Source organism: Nonomuraea insulae, assembly GCF_042656245.1.
On sequence record NZ_JBHSPA010000029.1, the window covers coordinates 85206 to 100946 of the forward strand.

Annotated in this window: 20 protein-coding genes and 1 pseudogene; 8 read left to right on the forward strand and 13 right to left on the reverse strand. The window is 69.9% G+C overall.

All coding sequences use genetic code 11. The features are described from left to right. Window positions 1–16: 16 nt before the first annotated feature. Window positions 17–1060 carry a LacI family DNA-binding transcriptional regulator gene (locus tag ACFPZ3_RS26255; RefSeq protein WP_379516887.1) on the reverse strand — a complete coding sequence of 348 codons (1044 nt, stop codon included), beginning with the start codon at window positions 1058–1060 and terminating at the stop codon, window positions 17–19. Window positions 1061–1253: 193 nt separating this feature from the next. On the opposite strand from ACFPZ3_RS26255, the gene ACFPZ3_RS26260 reads away from it, so the two are divergent. The 5 genes from ACFPZ3_RS26260 (at window position 1254) to ACFPZ3_RS26280 (ending at window position 5403) form a co-directional block, all read left to right on the forward strand. Next, entirely contained in the window at window positions 1254–2528 is a 1275-nt protein-coding gene (locus ACFPZ3_RS26260) for an ABC transporter substrate-binding protein (protein ID WP_379516888.1), read from the forward strand. 1 nt (window position 2529) lies between these two features. Next, complete coding sequence (locus ACFPZ3_RS26265; RefSeq protein WP_379516889.1) at window positions 2530–3474, forward strand: carbohydrate ABC transporter permease; 945 nt, start codon at window positions 2530–2532, stop codon at window positions 3472–3474. Further along, window positions 3474–4301, forward strand: a complete 828-nt coding sequence (locus ACFPZ3_RS26270; RefSeq protein WP_379516890.1) for a carbohydrate ABC transporter permease — start codon at window positions 3474–3476, stop codon at window positions 4299–4301. Before ACFPZ3_RS26265 ends, ACFPZ3_RS26270 begins: the two co-directional genes overlap by 1 nt. Window positions 4302–4416: 115 nt before the next feature. Continuing rightward, window positions 4417–4638, forward strand: coding sequence for a hypothetical protein (locus ACFPZ3_RS26275; RefSeq protein WP_379516891.1), 222 nt, complete (start codon window positions 4417–4419; stop codon window positions 4636–4638). Window positions 4639–5223: 585 nt separating this feature from the next. After that, the gene (locus tag ACFPZ3_RS26280; protein WP_379516892.1) at window positions 5224–5403 is read left to right on the forward strand and encodes a hypothetical protein; all 180 of its coding nucleotides are present in this window, start codon (window positions 5224–5226) and stop codon (window positions 5401–5403) included. Window positions 5404–5415: 12 nt separating this feature from the next. Here the strand turns inward: ACFPZ3_RS26280 and ACFPZ3_RS26285 are convergent, their stop codons facing one another. The 8 genes and pseudogenes from ACFPZ3_RS26285 to ACFPZ3_RS26320 form a co-directional block, all read right to left on the reverse strand. Then, window positions 5416–5577, reverse strand: coding sequence for a hypothetical protein (locus ACFPZ3_RS26285; RefSeq protein WP_379516893.1), 162 nt, complete (start codon window positions 5575–5577; stop codon window positions 5416–5418). Between the two features lie 101 nt (window positions 5578–5678). Beyond that, window positions 5679–6176 carry a DUF1707 SHOCT-like domain-containing protein gene (locus ACFPZ3_RS26290; protein ID WP_379516894.1) on the reverse strand — a complete coding sequence of 166 codons (498 nt, stop codon included), beginning with the start codon at window positions 6174–6176 and terminating at the stop codon, window positions 5679–5681. Then, window positions 6173–6976: an ABC transporter permease gene (locus tag ACFPZ3_RS26295; RefSeq protein WP_379516895.1), complete on the reverse strand. Its 804-nt coding sequence runs from the start codon at window positions 6974–6976 to the stop codon at window positions 6173–6175. Before ACFPZ3_RS26295 ends, ACFPZ3_RS26290 begins: the two co-directional genes overlap by 4 nt. Next, window positions 6973–7938, reverse strand: a complete 966-nt coding sequence (locus ACFPZ3_RS26300; RefSeq protein WP_379516896.1) for an ATP-binding cassette domain-containing protein — start codon at window positions 7936–7938, stop codon at window positions 6973–6975. The genes ACFPZ3_RS26295 and ACFPZ3_RS26300 overlap by 4 nt, the downstream gene beginning before the upstream one ends. 17 nt (window positions 7939–7955) lie before the next feature. Continuing rightward, entirely contained in the window at window positions 7956–8897 is a 942-nt protein-coding gene (locus ACFPZ3_RS26305; protein ID WP_379516897.1) for a DUF4097 family beta strand repeat-containing protein, read from the reverse strand. Next, a complete protein-coding gene (locus ACFPZ3_RS26310; protein WP_379516898.1) occupies window positions 8897–9424 on the reverse strand; it encodes a hypothetical protein in 528 nt (175 codons plus the stop codon). Before ACFPZ3_RS26310 ends, ACFPZ3_RS26305 begins: the two co-directional genes overlap by 1 nt. Window positions 9425–9621: 197 nt before the next feature. Further along, on the reverse strand, window positions 9622–10305 hold the full coding sequence (locus ACFPZ3_RS26315; protein WP_379517066.1) for a hypothetical protein: 684 nt from the start codon (window positions 10303–10305) through the stop codon (window positions 9622–9624). 117 nt (window positions 10306–10422) lie between these two features. Further along, window positions 10423–11020 (reverse strand): annotated as a pseudogene (locus tag ACFPZ3_RS26320) (glycoside hydrolase domain-containing protein); the annotation flags it as partial. A 123-nt stretch (window positions 11021–11143) separates the two neighbouring features. Between ACFPZ3_RS26320 and ACFPZ3_RS26325 the strand changes: the two are divergent. Continuing rightward, the gene (locus ACFPZ3_RS26325) at window positions 11144–11296 is read left to right on the forward strand and encodes a hypothetical protein (protein ID WP_379516899.1); all 153 of its coding nucleotides are present in this window, start codon (window positions 11144–11146) and stop codon (window positions 11294–11296) included. Between the two features lie 199 nt (window positions 11297–11495). Here the strand turns inward: ACFPZ3_RS26325 and ACFPZ3_RS26330 are convergent, their stop codons facing one another. Both ACFPZ3_RS26330 and ACFPZ3_RS26335 read right to left on the reverse strand, forming a co-directional pair. After that, window positions 11496–12878, reverse strand: a complete 1383-nt coding sequence (locus tag ACFPZ3_RS26330; RefSeq protein ID WP_379516900.1) for a carotenoid oxygenase family protein — start codon at window positions 12876–12878, stop codon at window positions 11496–11498. 103 nt (window positions 12879–12981) lie between these two features. Then, window positions 12982–13362, reverse strand: a complete 381-nt coding sequence (locus ACFPZ3_RS26335) for a winged helix-turn-helix transcriptional regulator (RefSeq protein ID WP_379516901.1) — start codon at window positions 13360–13362, stop codon at window positions 12982–12984. Window positions 13363–13461: 99 nt separating this feature from the next. Between ACFPZ3_RS26335 and ACFPZ3_RS26340 the strand changes: the two genes are divergently transcribed. Then, window positions 13462–13869, forward strand: coding sequence for a RidA family protein (locus ACFPZ3_RS26340; protein WP_379516902.1), 408 nt, complete (start codon window positions 13462–13464; stop codon window positions 13867–13869). A 10-nt stretch (window positions 13870–13879) separates the two neighbouring features. Here the strand turns inward: ACFPZ3_RS26340 and ACFPZ3_RS26345 are convergent, their stop codons facing one another. After that, window positions 13880–14428, reverse strand: coding sequence for a CGNR zinc finger domain-containing protein (locus ACFPZ3_RS26345; protein WP_379516903.1), 549 nt, complete (start codon window positions 14426–14428; stop codon window positions 13880–13882). Window positions 14429–14477: 49 nt separating this feature from the next. On the opposite strand from ACFPZ3_RS26345, the gene ACFPZ3_RS26350 reads away from it, so the two are divergent. Continuing rightward, the gene (locus ACFPZ3_RS26350; protein WP_379516904.1) at window positions 14478–15323 is read left to right on the forward strand and encodes an alpha/beta fold hydrolase; all 846 of its coding nucleotides are present in this window, start codon (window positions 14478–14480) and stop codon (window positions 15321–15323) included. On the opposite strand, the gene ACFPZ3_RS26355 is transcribed toward ACFPZ3_RS26350, so the two are convergent. Continuing rightward, complete coding sequence (locus ACFPZ3_RS26355; RefSeq protein ID WP_379516905.1) at window positions 15320–15688, reverse strand: winged helix-turn-helix transcriptional regulator; 369 nt, start codon at window positions 15686–15688, stop codon at window positions 15320–15322. The two genes, ACFPZ3_RS26350 and ACFPZ3_RS26355, sit on opposite strands and share 4 nt — an antisense overlap. Window positions 15689–15741: the final 53 nt, after the last annotated feature.

A 15741-nucleotide genomic window follows, 5' to 3' on the forward strand; every position in this document is an offset into this window, starting at 1 on the left:
GGAATTCCTCGGTAAGTTAGTTAGCCGCCCGTGCCGTGCTTCCCCGGATGATCAGTTCGGTGCCCAGTTCCACGCGGTGCTGCGCCAAGGGCTCGCCCTGGGCCAGCTTGAGCAGCATGCCCGCGGCGGCCGCCGCCATCTCGGTGAGCGGCTGGTGGACCGTGGTCAGGGGCGGATTCATCCATCGGGCCGCGGGCAGGTCGTCGAAGCCCACCACGCTCAGATCGCCGGGGATGCGCAACCCGAGCTGGTGGGCCGCGCGGTAGACGCCCGTGGCCTGCCCGTCGTTGGAGGCGAAGACGGCCGTGGGCGGCTCGGGCAGCCGCAGCAGGCGTTCGGCCTGCTCCAGGCCGCCCTCGACGAGGAAGTCCCCGCAGCCGATCAGCTCCGGGTCCAGGGGGATGCCGGCCATGTCGAGGGCCGTGCGGTAGCCGTCGAGCCGGGCCCGGCCGGCCAGGGCGTAGCCGGGCCCGGTGATGGCGGCGATGCGCCGGTGCCCGAGGCCGAGCAGGTGGCGGGTGGCCGTGAGCCCGCCGTTCCAGTTGCTCGCCCCCACCGAGGGCACCTGAGGTGCGGGGTCGTCGGTCGGGTCGAGCAGGACCAGGGGGATGCCGCGGGTGGTGAGCTGGTGGCGCTGGGCCACGGTCAGGCTGGAGAACACGGCGATCACGCCGGTGGGGCGGCGGCTCAGCACGCCCTCGATCCAGCCCTTGCCCGGCGGGTGGCGGTGCCGCAGCTCCGACAGCACCATGGCGAGCTGGTGCTCGCGCGCCACCTGCTCCACCCCCTTGGCGATCTCGGTGGGATATTCGCCTTCCAGCGCGTGGAAGACCAGCTCCACCAGGGGCGCGGGCCTGGCGCGGCGCCGTTGCGGGCGGTAGCCGTGCTCGAGGATGAGCCGCTCGATGAGGGCGCGGGTCTCGGGCCCGACCTCGGAGCGGCCGTTGACGACCTTCGACACGGTGGCCGTGGACACCCCGGCCAGCTCGGCGAGCTGCGCGATGGTCAGCGGCCGGGACGGGACGACGCCATCGGCGGACGGGTCTTCGGTCGTGGTCATGGCGGGAAGTCTAGCCAGAAGGTTTCGGGAGGCTGTCGCTCTTATTTCTGCCTTCTTACGAGCAGGTTCTTGACGAGTTTCAGACGTCGCACGTATGGTCCGGCGTTAACGATCGTCATACACTCCGAAACTTTCCGGCTGCAGAAACTCCCTGGAGATCTCGCCGCCCCTGAAATCACGGAAGAGAACATCTGTGAAGCTCCGTACAGCCACACCGGTCGTGCTCGCCGCGGCGCTCGTCCTGACAGCCTCCGCCTGTTCGGGAGGCGGCACGTCGGCCCAGCCGTCAGGGGACGGCAAATCGTTCGAGTTCTGGTCGTTCACCGGCATCAACCAGAAGAAGTCCGTCGAGGACTACCAGAAGGCCAACCCGGGTGCGCAGGTGAAGCTCACCGAAGTGGGCTCCTCGGTGGAGACCGCGCAGGCGCTGACCACCGCGCTGGCCGGCGGCAAGGTGCCCGACCTGGTGCTCATCCAGGGCGACGACCTGCCGAAGTTCGTGCAGCAGCCACAGAACTTCCAGGACCTGCGGCAGTACGGCGCCGACAAGATCAAGGGCGACTACCTGGACTGGGTGATCAGCCAGCCCACGGCCAAGGGCGGCGAGATCATCGGCATCCCCACCGACGTCGGCGGCATGGCCGTGGCCTACAGGACCGACCTGTTCAAGGAGGCCGGGCTGCCGACCGGCCGCGAGGAGGTGGGCAAGCTCTGGCCGACCTGGGACGCCTTCATCGAGACCGGCAAGAAGTACACCGCCGCCACCGGGAAGGCATTCGTCGACAACGCCGCCACCAGCGTCTTCTACCAGGCCGTCAACCAGGGCCCGCAGAAGTTCTACGACTCCTCCGGCAACGTCGTCTATGCCACCAGCCCGCAGGTCAAGACCGCCTTCGACTACGCGATCAAGGCCGCGCAGGCCGGGATCACCGCCAAGCAGAGCTCGTTCTCCGAGGGCTGGAGCGCGGGCATGAGCAGGGGCGACTTCGCGGTGATCTCCGCGCCGTCGTGGATGCTGGGCTCCATCCGTGACAACGCCCCCGGCACCAAGGGCAAGTGGGACGTCGCCACGATCCCTGGTGGGGCGGGCAACTGGGGCGGCAGCTATCTGGCCATCCCCAAGGGTGCGGCCAACCCGAAGGCGGCTTGGGACTACATCTCCAAGACCCAGTCGCCGCAGGCCCAGCTGGCGCACTTCACCGAGTCCGGGTCGCTGCCCACCACGCCGTCGGTCTACCAGGATGCGAAGCTCACCGGGATGAAGGACCCGTTCTTCTCCGACGCGCCGATCGGGAAGATCTATACCGACTCGCTGCTCGGGCTCAAGCCGTTTCTCATCGGCCAGGACAGCTCGGCCATCGGCCAGGAGTTCCAGAACGCCCTCACCAACGTCGAGCAGGGCAAGGGCGATGCGGCCGCGGCCTGGGGCGCGGCGCTGACCAACATCAAGACCGCGATCGGCAAGTGAGGTGACCACGACGCTCAGCCCGCCCCGGGCGATGCCCGAGGCCGAGGCGCGGGTGCGGCAGAGCCTGACCGAGCGGCTGGCACCGTACGCCTACATCGCCCCGTTCTTCCTGCTCTTCGCGGTCTTCGGCCTGGTGCCGCTGCTGTTCACCTTCTACATCGCGCTGTTCGACTGGAACCCGATCGGCGAGCACGTCTTCATCGGCTTCGACAACTTCACCCGGCTGCTCGGCGACACCCGGTTCTGGAACGCGGCCTGGAACACGATCAGCATCTGGCTGCTGTCCACCGTGCCGCAACTGCTGCTGGCGCTCGGCCTGGCGCACCTGCTCAACCACGCCCGGCTGCGGTCGGCGGTGTTCTTCCGCATGTCGATGGTGGTTCCGTACATCACGTCGGTGGCGGCCACCACGATCGTCTTCGCCCAGATGTTCGACCGCGACTACGGCCTGCTCAACTGGCTGCTCGGCCTGATCGGAGCAGGCCCGATCGACTTCCTGCAGTCCGGCTGGGGCAGCCACGCGATGATCGCGGTCATGGTCACGTGGCGCTGGTTCGGCTACACGACCCTGCTCTACCTGGCCGCGCTGCAGGCGGTGCCGCGCACGATCTACGAGGCCGCGGCGGTGGACGGCGCGGGCACGTGGAAGCAGTTCCGGCACATCTCCATCCCGTCGCTGCGTCCGGTCATCGTCTTCACCGTCGTCACCTCCACGATCGGCGGCCTGCAGATCTTCACCGAGCCGCTGCTGGTCTCCCGTTCCGCGCCGCTCACCTGCGGCCCCGTCCGGCAGTGCCAGACACTCACGCTCTTCCTGTACGAGCAGGGCTTCGGCCAGTTTCAGTTCGGCTACGGCGCCGCCATCGGCGTGGCCCTGTTCGTGCTGATCATCGCCATCGCGGCGCTCAACTACGTCCTGTCCGCCCGTATCCGCCCGGAGCGATGATGAACAAGTCCAACCGGGTCCGCTGGTGGACCTATCTCCTGCTGGGCCTGGCGGTCCTCGGCTGCCTGTTCCCGCTGTACTGGATGTTCGTGGTCGCCACCACGGACACCGCGACCGCCACCAAGCTGCCGCCCGAGATCGTCCCAGGCGGGAACTTCTTCCACCTGGCCGGACTGGTGTTCTCGACCGTGCCGTTCGTCCGCTCGATCGTCAACAGCCTCATCGTGGCCGGCACGATCGGCGTGGGGCACGCCGTGTTGTGCTCGCTGGCCGGGTTCGCCTTCGCCAAGCTGCGCTTCCGCGGCCGTAACGTGCTGTTCCTCCTCGTCGTGCTGACCATGACCGTGCCGACCCAGCTCGCCGTCATCCCGCAGTACATGATCATCTCCGCGCTGGGCTGGGTGGACACCCTGCAGGCGCTCATCGTGCCCGGCCTGGCCAGCGCGTTCGGCATCTTCTGGATGCGTCAGCACCTGGCCACCACGATCAGCGACGAGATCCTGCAGGCCGCCCGCATCGACGGGGCCACCACCTGGCAGATCTTCTGGCGGATCGCCTTCCCGCTGGTCCGGCCGGCCGCTTTCGTGCTGGGGCTGCTCGGATTCGTCACCGCGTGGAACGACTTCCTGTGGCCGTTCATCGTGCTCAAGTCGCCCGAGATGTACACCGCGCAGATCGCCATCAAGGCGCTGCAGAACAGTTTCACCGTCGATCTCGGGCTGGCCATGTCCGGCTCGTTCCTGGCCACCCTGCCGCTGCTGGTGCTGTTCGTCTTCGTCGGCAGACGCATGGTCGCCGGGATCATGGACGGCGCCTTCAAGGGTTGACGCCGCTCTCAGGCCGCAGGCGGCGCCCGCCACCGCCACCACGACGAACGCACCCAGCCGGTCGAGGTCGGCGGGCTCGAACGCCAGCGTCCCTCCGGCGTGCACCAGGAAACCCGTGGTGAAGCACCAGGCGATCAGCCCCGTCACCGCCGCCGCCAGGTACCTGCCGGCCCACGCCCCGAACAGGCCGACCACCACCCCCACCAGGCCGACGCGCACCGCCGGCGCGGGGAAGGCCATCGCGGCCACGGCACAGGTCCCGACCGAGGTCACGAACCCGGCCGGGATCAGCATTTCCAGGGGGCGCTCGCGCGTCACCGCATTTCTTTTCCGGTAGAACACTTTTCGATGAAACACGATCGGGAGGCGCCCGAAGCGTTATCCCTACGGCATTCCTACATTCTCCGCACGACCATTGACGCGAAACTTACGCGGCTCGACTTTCCTGCTGGCCGGCCTGCGCGTACGTTTCGTGTAGTTATTCGCGTCGTACGCGTCTGGAATGCGTATGGACGGACCGGCGCCGGCTCGGGCCGGGGGCAGCATTGGGACAGCACCCCCAATCAGGAGCATTCTCCGTGTCCCTTGTGAAACCATCGCCAAGGAGCCCTCCGATACCTCCGGCGATCGGCACCGGCTGTCCGTCGTCGGCGGGCTGGCCGCGTTGTCGCTGGACGCGATGGCGTCCGTGGCGTACGGGCCCCAGGCGATCGTGCTGGTGCCGGCCCTGGCGGGCGGTCGAAGTTCGGCGAGGGCGGCTGGCTGATCGTGGTGGCGCTGCCGCTGCTCGTGGCGGGCATGGAGTGGGTCAACCGGTCCTACCGGCAGATCGGGGAGCGGCTGGAGCTGGGCAAGACTCCCGTGCCGCCCCGCCCGCGCCGCTCGCTCGTGGTGGTGCCGGTGCACGCCGTCAGACGAGCCGTTGCCGGCCTACCTGGGCGGGGTGCCGGAGCCGCACGTGTTCGTCCTGATCGCCGAGGTCGAACCCGAGCATCTCTGGCAGCGCATGCTCCAGAACCAGCGGGGAGCGGTGCTGGCCAGGGCGTTGCGGCGGCGTACCGACGCGGTGGTGTGCCGGATGCGCTTCCGCGTCACCACCTGAGACACCCCCGCTTCATGAGCGCCACGTCAGATCCGGCACGGTGAGCGCGGCCAGCCTGGGCAGCACGTCGTCGAGCGGCCTGGCGGCCCCGGGCAGCCGGGACCTGATCTCGCGGAGCCGGGCCCGCTCGATCTCGATCTCGCGCGGCGTCGATGGACTTGGGTTCAGTGGCATGTGTCCCAGCCTTGTGCGCCGTCGCCCGGGGTGGACCGGTTCTGACGGAACCCGTACGGGGACACGGCGGGCCCTGCCGCGATCTTGACGCCACTATGGCGTCAGCGGACGGTCAGGCGGCCGTAGGTGAGCTCGCCGGTGATCCGGACGTGCAGCCCGCCCGGCCGCCGGGAGCCGGGCGCCCTGCAGATCACGCGGCCCCATCCGGTGTGCACCCCGTCGACGTCGGCGCTCGCGCCGGCGGGCAGGATGATCGTGGCGCCGCCGTAGGTGAGCCGGAGCTCGATGTGGATCAGCGGGTGCTGGATGTGGGCCCGGGACAGGTCGAGCCGTGCCTTGCCGTACTGGGATTCGACGCGCAGGTGGCGCGGGACGTGCCAGTCGCCCACCCGGGTGACGCGCCCGCCGGTGGAGATGATCTGGACCGCCCTCTCCTCGGGCAGGTCGGCGACGACCGGCTCCAGTTCCTGGGAGGAGGCGGCGGTGAGCGCCTGTTCGAGGCGTTGCTCCAGCTCGGCGGGGCCGAGCCGGCCCTCCGCGTACGCCTGCTGGACCAGCTCCACCGCCCTGTCGCGATCCTCGTCGCGGACGAGGCTCATTGGCTGACGGCCTTCTTGTACAGCCGCGTGGCCAGCGGCGCGAACACGGCCAGGAGCACGACCGACCAGAGCAGCGACACCGGCACCGCGTGCTGCAGCGGCCAGGCGCTGGGCGCGGGCACGGCCGGGCTGGTGTTGCCGAACAGCTCGCGCGCGGCCTGGACGAGGGTGGAGACGGGGTTCCATTCGGCGATCGGCTTCAGCGGGCCGGGCAGGCGTGTGCTGTCGACGAAGGCGTTGGACAGGAAGACCAGCGGCAACGACACGAGGGTGGCGATGTTGTTGAACACCTCGGGCGTGCGCAGGGCCAGCGCGACCGTCGCCGTCACCCAGGAGAAGGCGTAGGCGAACAGCAGCAGCATCAGGAACCCCAGGGCCGCTTCGAGCGGTGAGCTGTGGATGCGCCACCCGGCCACCAGTCCGACCACGGCCATCGTGAAGATACTGGTCACATTCATGATCAGGTCGGCGACGGTCTGGCCGGTCAGCACCGCCGAGGGGGACATCGGCAGGGTGCGGAAGCGGTCGAAGATGCCTTTCTGGAGGTCCTGCGTGAGGGTGTAGCCGGTGATCTGCGCGCTGGTGGTGATCGTCATGACGAAGATGCCGGGCAGCAGGTATTCGGCGTACGAGATGCCGGGCAGGGTGATCATGCTGCCGAAGACGTAGGTGAACAGCAGCACGAACACGATCGGCAGCAGGATCACGCCGCCCAGCAGGTCAGGGGCCCGCCGGATCTTCAGCGCGTTGCGCTTGGTGATCGTCATGCCATCGGCGATCGCCATCTGCAGGGTGCTCATCGCACGGTCTCCTTGATCTTCTCATCTGTCTGGTGACCCGTGAGGGTCAGGAACACGTCGTCCAGGGTCGGCCGGCGCAGCCCGGCATCGCGTACGGTGATCCGCTCGGCGGCCAGGTGACCGAGCGCCGAGGTCAGCGCGGCGGCGCCGCCGGCGACCGGGATCGTCATCCGCAGGGTGGCGGCATCGATCCGCACGTCGCCCATGGCCAGCGGCGCCAGCGTGCGCCTGGCGGTCTCCAGGTCCGCCGCGCTCGTCACCGACAGCTCGATCCGGTCGCCGCCCACCTGGGCCTTGAGCTCGTCGGCGCTGCCGAGCGCGATCACGTGCCCGTGGTCGACCACGGCGATGCGGTGGGCGAGCCGGTCGGCCTCCTCCATGTACTGGGTGGTGAGCAGCACCGTCGTGCCCGCCGTGACGAGTTCGGCGATGACGTCCCACAGGTTCGCCCGGGCGCGTGGGTCCAGGCCGGTGGTGGGCTCGTCGAGGAAGAGCACCGGCGGGCTGGCGACCAGCGCGCCGGCCAGGTCCAGCCGGCGGCGCATGCCTCCCGAGTAGCCCTGCACCGGGCGGTCGGCCGCCTCCGCCAGGTCGAAGCGGTCCAGCAGGTCGCGGGCGCGCTGCTTGGCGCGCTTGACGCCGAGGTGGTAGAGGCGGCCGACCATCTCCAGGTTCTCGGCGCCGGTGAGGTGGTCGTCGACGGCGGCGTACTGACCGGAGACGCCGATGTGGGCGGGCAGCCGGGCGGCGTCGCGCACGACGTCGAGCCCGGCCACCCTGGCGTGCCCGGCGTCCGGTTGGAGCAGCGTGGTCAGGATGCGCACGGTGGTGGTCTTGCCGGCGCCGTTCGGCCCGAGCAGCCCGAACACCGTTCCCTCGGGGACGGTCAGCTCCATCCCGTCGAGGGCGATCACGTCGCCGTACTTCTTGATCAGGCCTTCGGCCACGATCGCGTCTGGCATGGGATTCTCCTTGGTGGTCAGGAACGGTGGATGGCGATGTCGCCGTAGGCGGTGTGGGCGCGCACCTCGATGACGTCGTCGGACTCACCGGGGCCGTCGCTGGAGTCCAGGGAGACGTCCACGGTGCCGTATTTCGAGCTCACGTCCAGCCAGGCCGCGGTGCCCTGGCGGATGCCGAGGTCCAGCCCGCCGCCGGTGGTCTCCATGACGACCGCGCCGGAGACCACCTCGTCGATCCGCACACTGCCGTACGCGGTCTTGACGGCGACGCCGGCCAGGGCGCGGTCGACGGTGATGTCGCCGTGGGCGGTGTTCAGCCGCAGCTCGCCGGTGATCTGGCCGATGCGGAGGTCTCCATGGGAGTTCTTCACCACCGCGGTGCCGTCGATCTCGCCGATGCGGATGTCGCCATGGGTCGTGCTGACCTCGGCGTGCCCGGACGAGCGGGTGACCGAGATGTCGCCGTAGGTGGTCTTCAGCCGCAGCCGGCCCGCCTGCTCCACCTGGATGTCGCCGTAGGAGGTGGTGAACGCCACCTCGCCGAGCGGGCCCCGGCAGCGCAGGCCCGCCGCGGTCTTGATGTCCAGGTGGGAGCCCGCCGGCAGGTCGATCGTCACCTCGACTGAGCCGCCCGCGCCGAGCAGCAGCGTACGCGCCCAGGTCGTGGGCGACTCCACGAGCTTGCCGAGCGACAGGCCCCAGTCGGCCGAGGAGGCGCCCTGCTGATGGTCCGCCCGCACCAGGAGCCTGCCGTCGCCGTACTCGATCTCGGCGTGCTGGGCGGCCTGCACGTCGGCGTCGTTGAACTCGTCGCTCGGGCGCACCTCGACGACCGTGTCGACGCGGTCGCTCGCGTTGACCCGGACGGTGGCGGCCGCCAAGTCGAGCATGACGAGGATGGGCTCGGGGGTGTGGAAGGTCGGCATCACGATCTCCTCGTCGTAGGTTGGCATGATCATCAGCGCACCCAGCCGCTGTAGCGCTTGCCGCTCTGCTGGGCCGCGCCCCGCCCTGAAGGGCGGCCCGCCTCGCCGGATTCGATCGCGGCGGAGACGGCGCGGACCAGCCAGGCGTTGACCGACAGCCCGCTCCTGGCGGCCGCCTCCTCGATGCGCGGCTTGAGGTGCTCGGGGACCCGGAGGGAGATCCTGGACGTGCCGCCCTCGTCGGCGTCCGGCGGTGGCGGCGGCGGTGGAGCGGAGGGCTTGGCTCTTTCGCCCTTTTCCTCGAACGACCCGCCGGGCTGCGGTGACGTCACGACGAAACTCGGGTCGCGGCCGCGCAGGCGCACTTCGACCGAGCCCGGCGCGAGGTCGTGGGTGATTTCGTCCGCGGCGGCGGACAGAGCCTCCAGCAGTGCGAGCCTGGCCGCCGACTCGAGAGCCGCGGTGAGCCGCTCGGCCAGCGCGTGGGCTTCCTCACCGCCGGCCGCGGCGGCGATCACGAGTTCGCGGCGGAGCTGATCGACATACGGAGCGAGGTCCATGACGTCACTATGACACCATAGTGACGTCATGGCAATGCGGATCGATGCCAGATGACGTCATGACGGCGTCAACCCCGGCGTCCACGAGGGACGCCGGGGTCGGCGAGCGGGTTGGGCGAGCGGGTTGGCTGCGGCTCAGCCGCCGAAGGACCAGGCGAAGATGTGCGCTGTCGCCGAGCCCGTGGGTTTGGCCGGTGTCAGGCTCTTGACCTGTTTGGACGCGTCCAACCGGAGCTGAAGCCGACCTTCGTCTCCTGCGTCGAGCCGTCGGTGTAGGTGATGGTGAGATTGGTTTCGATGTCACCCGAGGCGCCCGCGCCCAGCAGGGCGAGGGCCTTGGCGCCCGCGGGAGCCGTGAGGTCCACGGTCTGGCCGCCGGCCTGGACGTTGTCCCACTCGCCCGGCTCGCGGCCGGGCCAGGCGAAGGTGTGCCCCTTCCAGGTCACGGTGCCGCCGGGCCGCGCGCCGGCCGCGGCCAGGGCCTGCGCCGAGTAACTCCAGCCGATGCCGTCGAAGTTGGCCAGGCCGGCCTCGGTGTCGTCGCCGATGCCGGCGTTGTTATGGTGCCACTCGATGGTGCCCCGCGCGGCCACGTTCAGCTTCACGGCAGCGCTCACGCCCGCCACCTCGACGGGCACGGTGGTGAACCCGGTCGCCATGCCGGCTCCCACCGCGAGGGTGACCTGGACTTTGGCCTGGCCGTTGCCGGGCACGTCCACGGTCCCGCTCGCCGGGGTGACCGTGATGCCCGCGGGCGGCTTGGCGGTCCAGGTCAGTGCGCCGCCCTCGCCGATCGCCTGGACGGTGAGCGTGGTGGTGACGGTGCCTCCCGGCTCGACCGCGGTGGCCCCGGGGTCGAGGCTGACCAGGTACGGCCGCATGCCCGCCTGGAAGCTGGGCGGCGGATCGGTGGCGCCGAACCCGGTGTCGGGCTGGGCGCCGAGGGTGAAGTCGAGCCTTCCCGCGAACCCTTCAGGCAGCCAGGCCCTCGTCGACGCCGTGCCGTTGACCTTCAGCGCCTGGACGTAGCGGTTGGTCTCCGAGGCGCCCGGCGCGTTGACGGTGAGGGTCTTGCCGTTGGAGCGGGTGACGGTGATCTGCTCGAAGGCGGGGCTGCTGACGATCAGTTCCGAGCGCCCTGGGATAGATCCCCATCGAGGACCAGACGTACCAGGCGCCCATCGTGCCCAGGACGTCGTTGCCGGTCAGGCCGTCCGGGGTGGGTTTGAAGAGTTCCCTGCGGGCGCGCGCCACGAGGTCCTGGGTCTTGTACGGCTGCCCGGCCCACACATACAGCCACGGGCTCAGCAGCGACGGCTCGTTGCCCAGGTAGGCGTAGGGCTTGCCGGGCCCGGCGTTGAGCTCGGTGAAGAAGGTGTCGAGCCGCGGCACGGCCTTGTCGTTCCCGCCCATCGCGTCGAACAGGCCGCGCGGGTTGTACGGCACCATCCAGTGGTACTGGGCGCCGCTCCCCTCGACGTCCATGGAGGGGCTGGCCGGGTCGAACTTCGGCACGAACGAGCCGTCGCCGAACCGCGGCTGGATCCAGCCGTTGGCCGGATTGTAGGTGTTCTGCCACGACTGGGCGCGCTTCATGAACTCATCGCGCGTCGCGGATGCCCGGCCCTTTGACGATCACGTCCTGGGTACGGCCCGCGCGGCCCGTCCCGGGGAGGGGCTGGGCTGCGGGGAAGGCGTGCCGCCCTTAACCGGATTTCCATGACACCGGCTAGCCCGTGGGGCTTCGCGGCCGGTGGGACCTTGGCGTCCGAGCGGCCCTCGACTTGGGCGTCGCCCGGCACGACCGAGTCGTTCCGCCAGGTGCCGTACGCGCGCACCGGCCGGTCGAAGGTCGCGTGGAAGTACACGTAGTAACAAGGCAGCGGCTAAGGCCATCGCCCATGCTGAACGGGACAAGGCTGAACGGGACAAGGCTCCTCCAGGAGGGGCTCGCGTTGACCGCGGACCCACCCTTGCCGCGGTCGGTGGGTCCGCCTTAAGACAACGTTGTCATTCTGGAACCACTAAACGAGTCCTGTCAGAGCCTGTCAAGACGGTGTTCGATCGCGGGTCAGCCTGAACCGCCGTCGGGGAACCACGAGCCGTGGAAGCCCGTCGGGACGCCGCGCGGCAGCCGGACCGTCGCCACCGGCCCGGCCTTGAGGTCGGCGGCGTCGAGCACCAGCAGTTGCGAGGCGGATCCGTCGCGGCGGGTGGCGATGGAGATGAGCCACCCGTCGTCCTCGCGGCGCCCTCTGGCGTCGGCGGGCACGAACACCGCCTCCCCGAGGACCACGTCGCCGCCGGGTTCGTAGCGGGAGCCGGCGCCCGACACGGTGTCGTACTTGATGATCGTGGAGGTGCCGGTGCATCGCGGGTCGGTGCCGGTGATGGTGTAGAGGTAGCGGGCGGGCCGCCCCACGCGCTCGTCGTCCAGGGTGGGGAACTCGACCTCCTGCTCGTCCAGCGTCTCCTCGGCGACCGTGCCGGAGGCGGGATCGAGCGTCCAGCGGTGCAGCCTGGCCTGTCCCGGCCTCGCTCCGGGACCGGTCAGCGGCGCCGACCGGGTCAGCACCTCCCACAACGAGGTGAACTCGGCGGGGGAGTAGCGGACGGCGTCCAGCACGACCCGCCCGTCCGGTCGTTCGTGGGCGTTGCCGACGTGGAAGACGAAGCAGGGCTCGATGTCGAACCAGCGCACCGGCGCGTCGGGCACGTCCCGGCGCATCAGGCCCAGGCGGGCGCCGTACGCCTCGTCCCAGCCGTACGGCAGCCCCGACCCCAGCCGTTGCGGCTGGAAGGTGACCGGCAGGTCGAGCCAGAGGGCGTGGTGCTCGGTGATGGCGAAGTCGTGCGTCATCGTCCCCGCAGGGACGGGCACCTCGCGGCTGAAGGTGAGCCGCCCGTCCTGGTCGAGCCGGTGGTAGGTCAGGTACGGGGGGCGCATGCCGTACCCGAAGAAGTGCAGTTCGCCCGTCGCCGGATCGTGTTTGGGGTGCGCGGTCATGGCCGTGGTGAGCCGTCCGCCGAAGTCGCACGGGCCCACCGTGTCGAGCTCGGGCGTGACCTCGTACGGCAGGCCGGCTTCGACCAGCGCGAACATCCGCCGGGCGTGTCCGATCACGTGAGTGTTGGCCGATACGGCGCTCCGGTCGAGCCGCCCGTCCTCGGTGACGAACGGCCGCCCCTCGAAGACCGCCGTGCGGACCCATCGGTTGCGGTACCACTCGGCGCGGCCGTCGAGCAGCCGTACGCCGTGCAACATGCCGGGGCCGTTCTGGAAGTACGCGCTCGTCTTCCCGGGCAACGCGTTGGGTCCGTTGCGCACATAACGCCCGTGGAGCTCTGGTGGGAGAGTCCCGGTGACGGGCAGTGCGGTCGCGTCGATCTCGTCGGGCACCGACTGGAGATGACCGGGGAAGCCGTACCGCTCGACGGTCGCTGCGTCGATCATGGCAATCCTTGTCGCCGGGGCGGCACCGAAGACGCCACCCGATGTCACCAGAGTGCGACGCCACGTGCCTTCTGTCTCCGGCTTCGGCCAGGAAAATCCTCCGTCAGGCGTCGAAGCGGCGGCGGGAGGCCTCGATGTGGCCGAGGTGGCGGCGGGTCCAGCCGCACATTCCGTCGATCGTGGCCCGCAGGCCATGTCCGGGCTCGGTGAGGGTGTATTCGACCCGCGGCGGCACGGTGGGGTGCACCTTCCGCTCGACCAGGCCGTTGCGCTCCAGCATGCGCAGGTTCTGGGTGAGCATCTTGTGGCTGATGCCCTCGATCTCGTCGCGCAACTCGCTGAAGCGCAGCGTGCGATCGCCGACGATCTCGATGATCAGGAACGCCCATTTGTTGGCCACGTCCGAGAAGATCTCCCGCGCCAGGGAGTCGGCGCGCATCAGGTCCGCGTCTTCGGGCGAGCCTGTGTACTGCTTGGTCACCATGAGGTTCCTCAGTCACCGAAAAGTGCGTTCTTCCATGTCAGTGCACACTCTCCTATGGTTTCCGAGTTACTACAAGTTACTGAAAAGGAGTCGGTCGACATGGCCATCACCCTGGTGAACCCCAGCGGACTGCCGGAGATCGCGGCCTATCGGCAGGTGTCGGTCGCGACCGGGTCGAAGCTGGTCTTCGTCGCCGGGCAGGTCGCCTGGGACGCCGACGGAGTCACGGTCGGCGCGGGCGACCTCACCGCGCAGGTCGAGCAGTGCTACCTCAACGTCGCCACCGCCCTGGCCGGGGCCGGTGCCTCCTTCGGCGACGTGGCGAAACTGACCGTCTACGTCGCCGGCTGGACGCCCGACCAGCTGCCTCTGTTCATGGAGGGGGTCGCCCGGGCGGCGGCGAAGCTTGGGGTCACCCCGGTGCCCCCGGCCTCGCTGCTGGGCGTCGCGGCGCTGGACGTGCCCGAGCATCTGGTCGAGGTCGAGGCCACCGCGGTCATCGACTGAACGGGACGCCTCACGAGTCCTTGAGGCGGGCCCGGTAGAGGCGTACCTTCTCGCGGTTGCCGCATTTGCGCATGGAGCACCACTGCCGCTTGCCCGCGTTGGACCGGTCGACGAAGCGCACGCCGCAGGCAGGGCTGGCGCACACGCGGAGCTGGCCGCGTTCGTCGCCGCCGAGCAACCGCACGGCGTCGTGGGCGATCTCGGCCAGCTCCGCCTCGGCGACGTCGGGCGGTGGCACTTGGGTCAGGGTGAGGCCGGGGGTGAGCTGGAGCGCGGCGGGGCGCCGCCGCGCGGCCCAGCGGTTGAGGCGCTCCAGATCGCCGGGCGCGGGGGCGGAGCCGGTGAGCGCGGCGTCGACGCAGCCGCTGATCGCATCGCGCAGGGCACGCGCCTCGGTCAGCGCGCTCTCATCGGCCCTGGCGCCGGGGTGGCCGGTCGCGGCGAGCCACGCGACCAGGTCGGCCGGCTCGCGCAACATCTCCAGGCCGCCCGTCTTGCGGTCGCGGTAGGTGTTGACCAGATCGAGGCTCGGCCGCCCCCCGTCCAACGCCCAATCCATGCGCCCAGTCTATGATGCCGGTAGATGTAACCACATCATGGAGTTACAAATGCCTCTATCTCGCACGGCGAACCTCGACGGCCTGCGCATGCACTACCTCATCGAGGGCGACGGCCCCCTGCTGGTGCTGCTGCACGGCTGGCCCCAGACGAGCCACTGCTGGCGCCGGATCATCCCCGAACTGGCCGGGCGGTACACGGTCGTCGCCCCCGACCTGCGCGGCTACGGCCTGACCGACAAACCGACCACCGGCTACGACAAGCGCACGATGGCCGCGGACATCCGCGCCCTGGCCCGCTCACTCGGCCACACGACGCTGACCCTGGCCGGGCACGACCGGGGCGCCCGGGTCGCGCACCGCTACGCACTCGACCACCCCGCCGAGGTCGAGCGCTTTGTCGTCATGGACATCATCCCCACCAGGGAGATGTGGCGCAGATACGACATGACGACCGGCCTGGCCCTGGGCACCTGGCACTGGACCTTCCACCTGCAGCCCGACCTCCCGGAACGGCTCGCGGGCGCGGACGTGCGAGGCTATCTGGGGTACTTCTTCGAGAAGTGGACCGTACGCCGGGCCGAACTCGACATCGAGGAGTACGTCAAGGCGTTCTCCCGGCCCGGAGCCCTGCGCGCAGGGTTCGACGACTACCGCGCCTCCTTCCCCCACGACGCCGAGCACGACGACGCCGACTGGGAGGCCGGCCGGCGACTGGAGATGCCGGTGCTCGCCCTGTGGGGCTCGGCCGGCCTGCCCAGCAAGGTGCCGGTGCTGGACATCTGGCGGGACTACGCCCACGACGTGACGGGCGCGGAGATCCCCGACTGCGGCCACTTCCTGGCCGAGGAACGCCCGGACGTGGTCCTGGCGCACCTGCGCGACTTCCTGGCCTAACGGCGGGCGCGTGCGGCTTCGAGGTCGGACTGGTGCTCGACGGCCCACAGGCCCAGGGCGAGCACCGGCTCCAGGAAGGAGCGGCCCAGGCCGGTGAGCGCGTAGTCGACCCGCGGCGGCACGCTCGGGTGGATCGTGCGGCTGATCAGCCCGTCCTGTTCGAGGGCCCGCAGCGTACGGGTGAGCATGCGGCGGCTGAGCCCCTCCACCGACCGGTCCAGCTCGTTGAAGCCGTACGAGCCGCGCGCCAGGATCGACAGGATCACCACGCTCCACTTGTCGCCCACCCGGCGCAGCACGCTGGTCGCCGGGCAGGCCACATGATCGGAAACCGTGGCGGGGACGGTGATGGTGGCAGTGGACATGAATGTGCCTTCTTTCGAACCCTTCGCCTGCTGGCCAATGATCAGGGTACGCA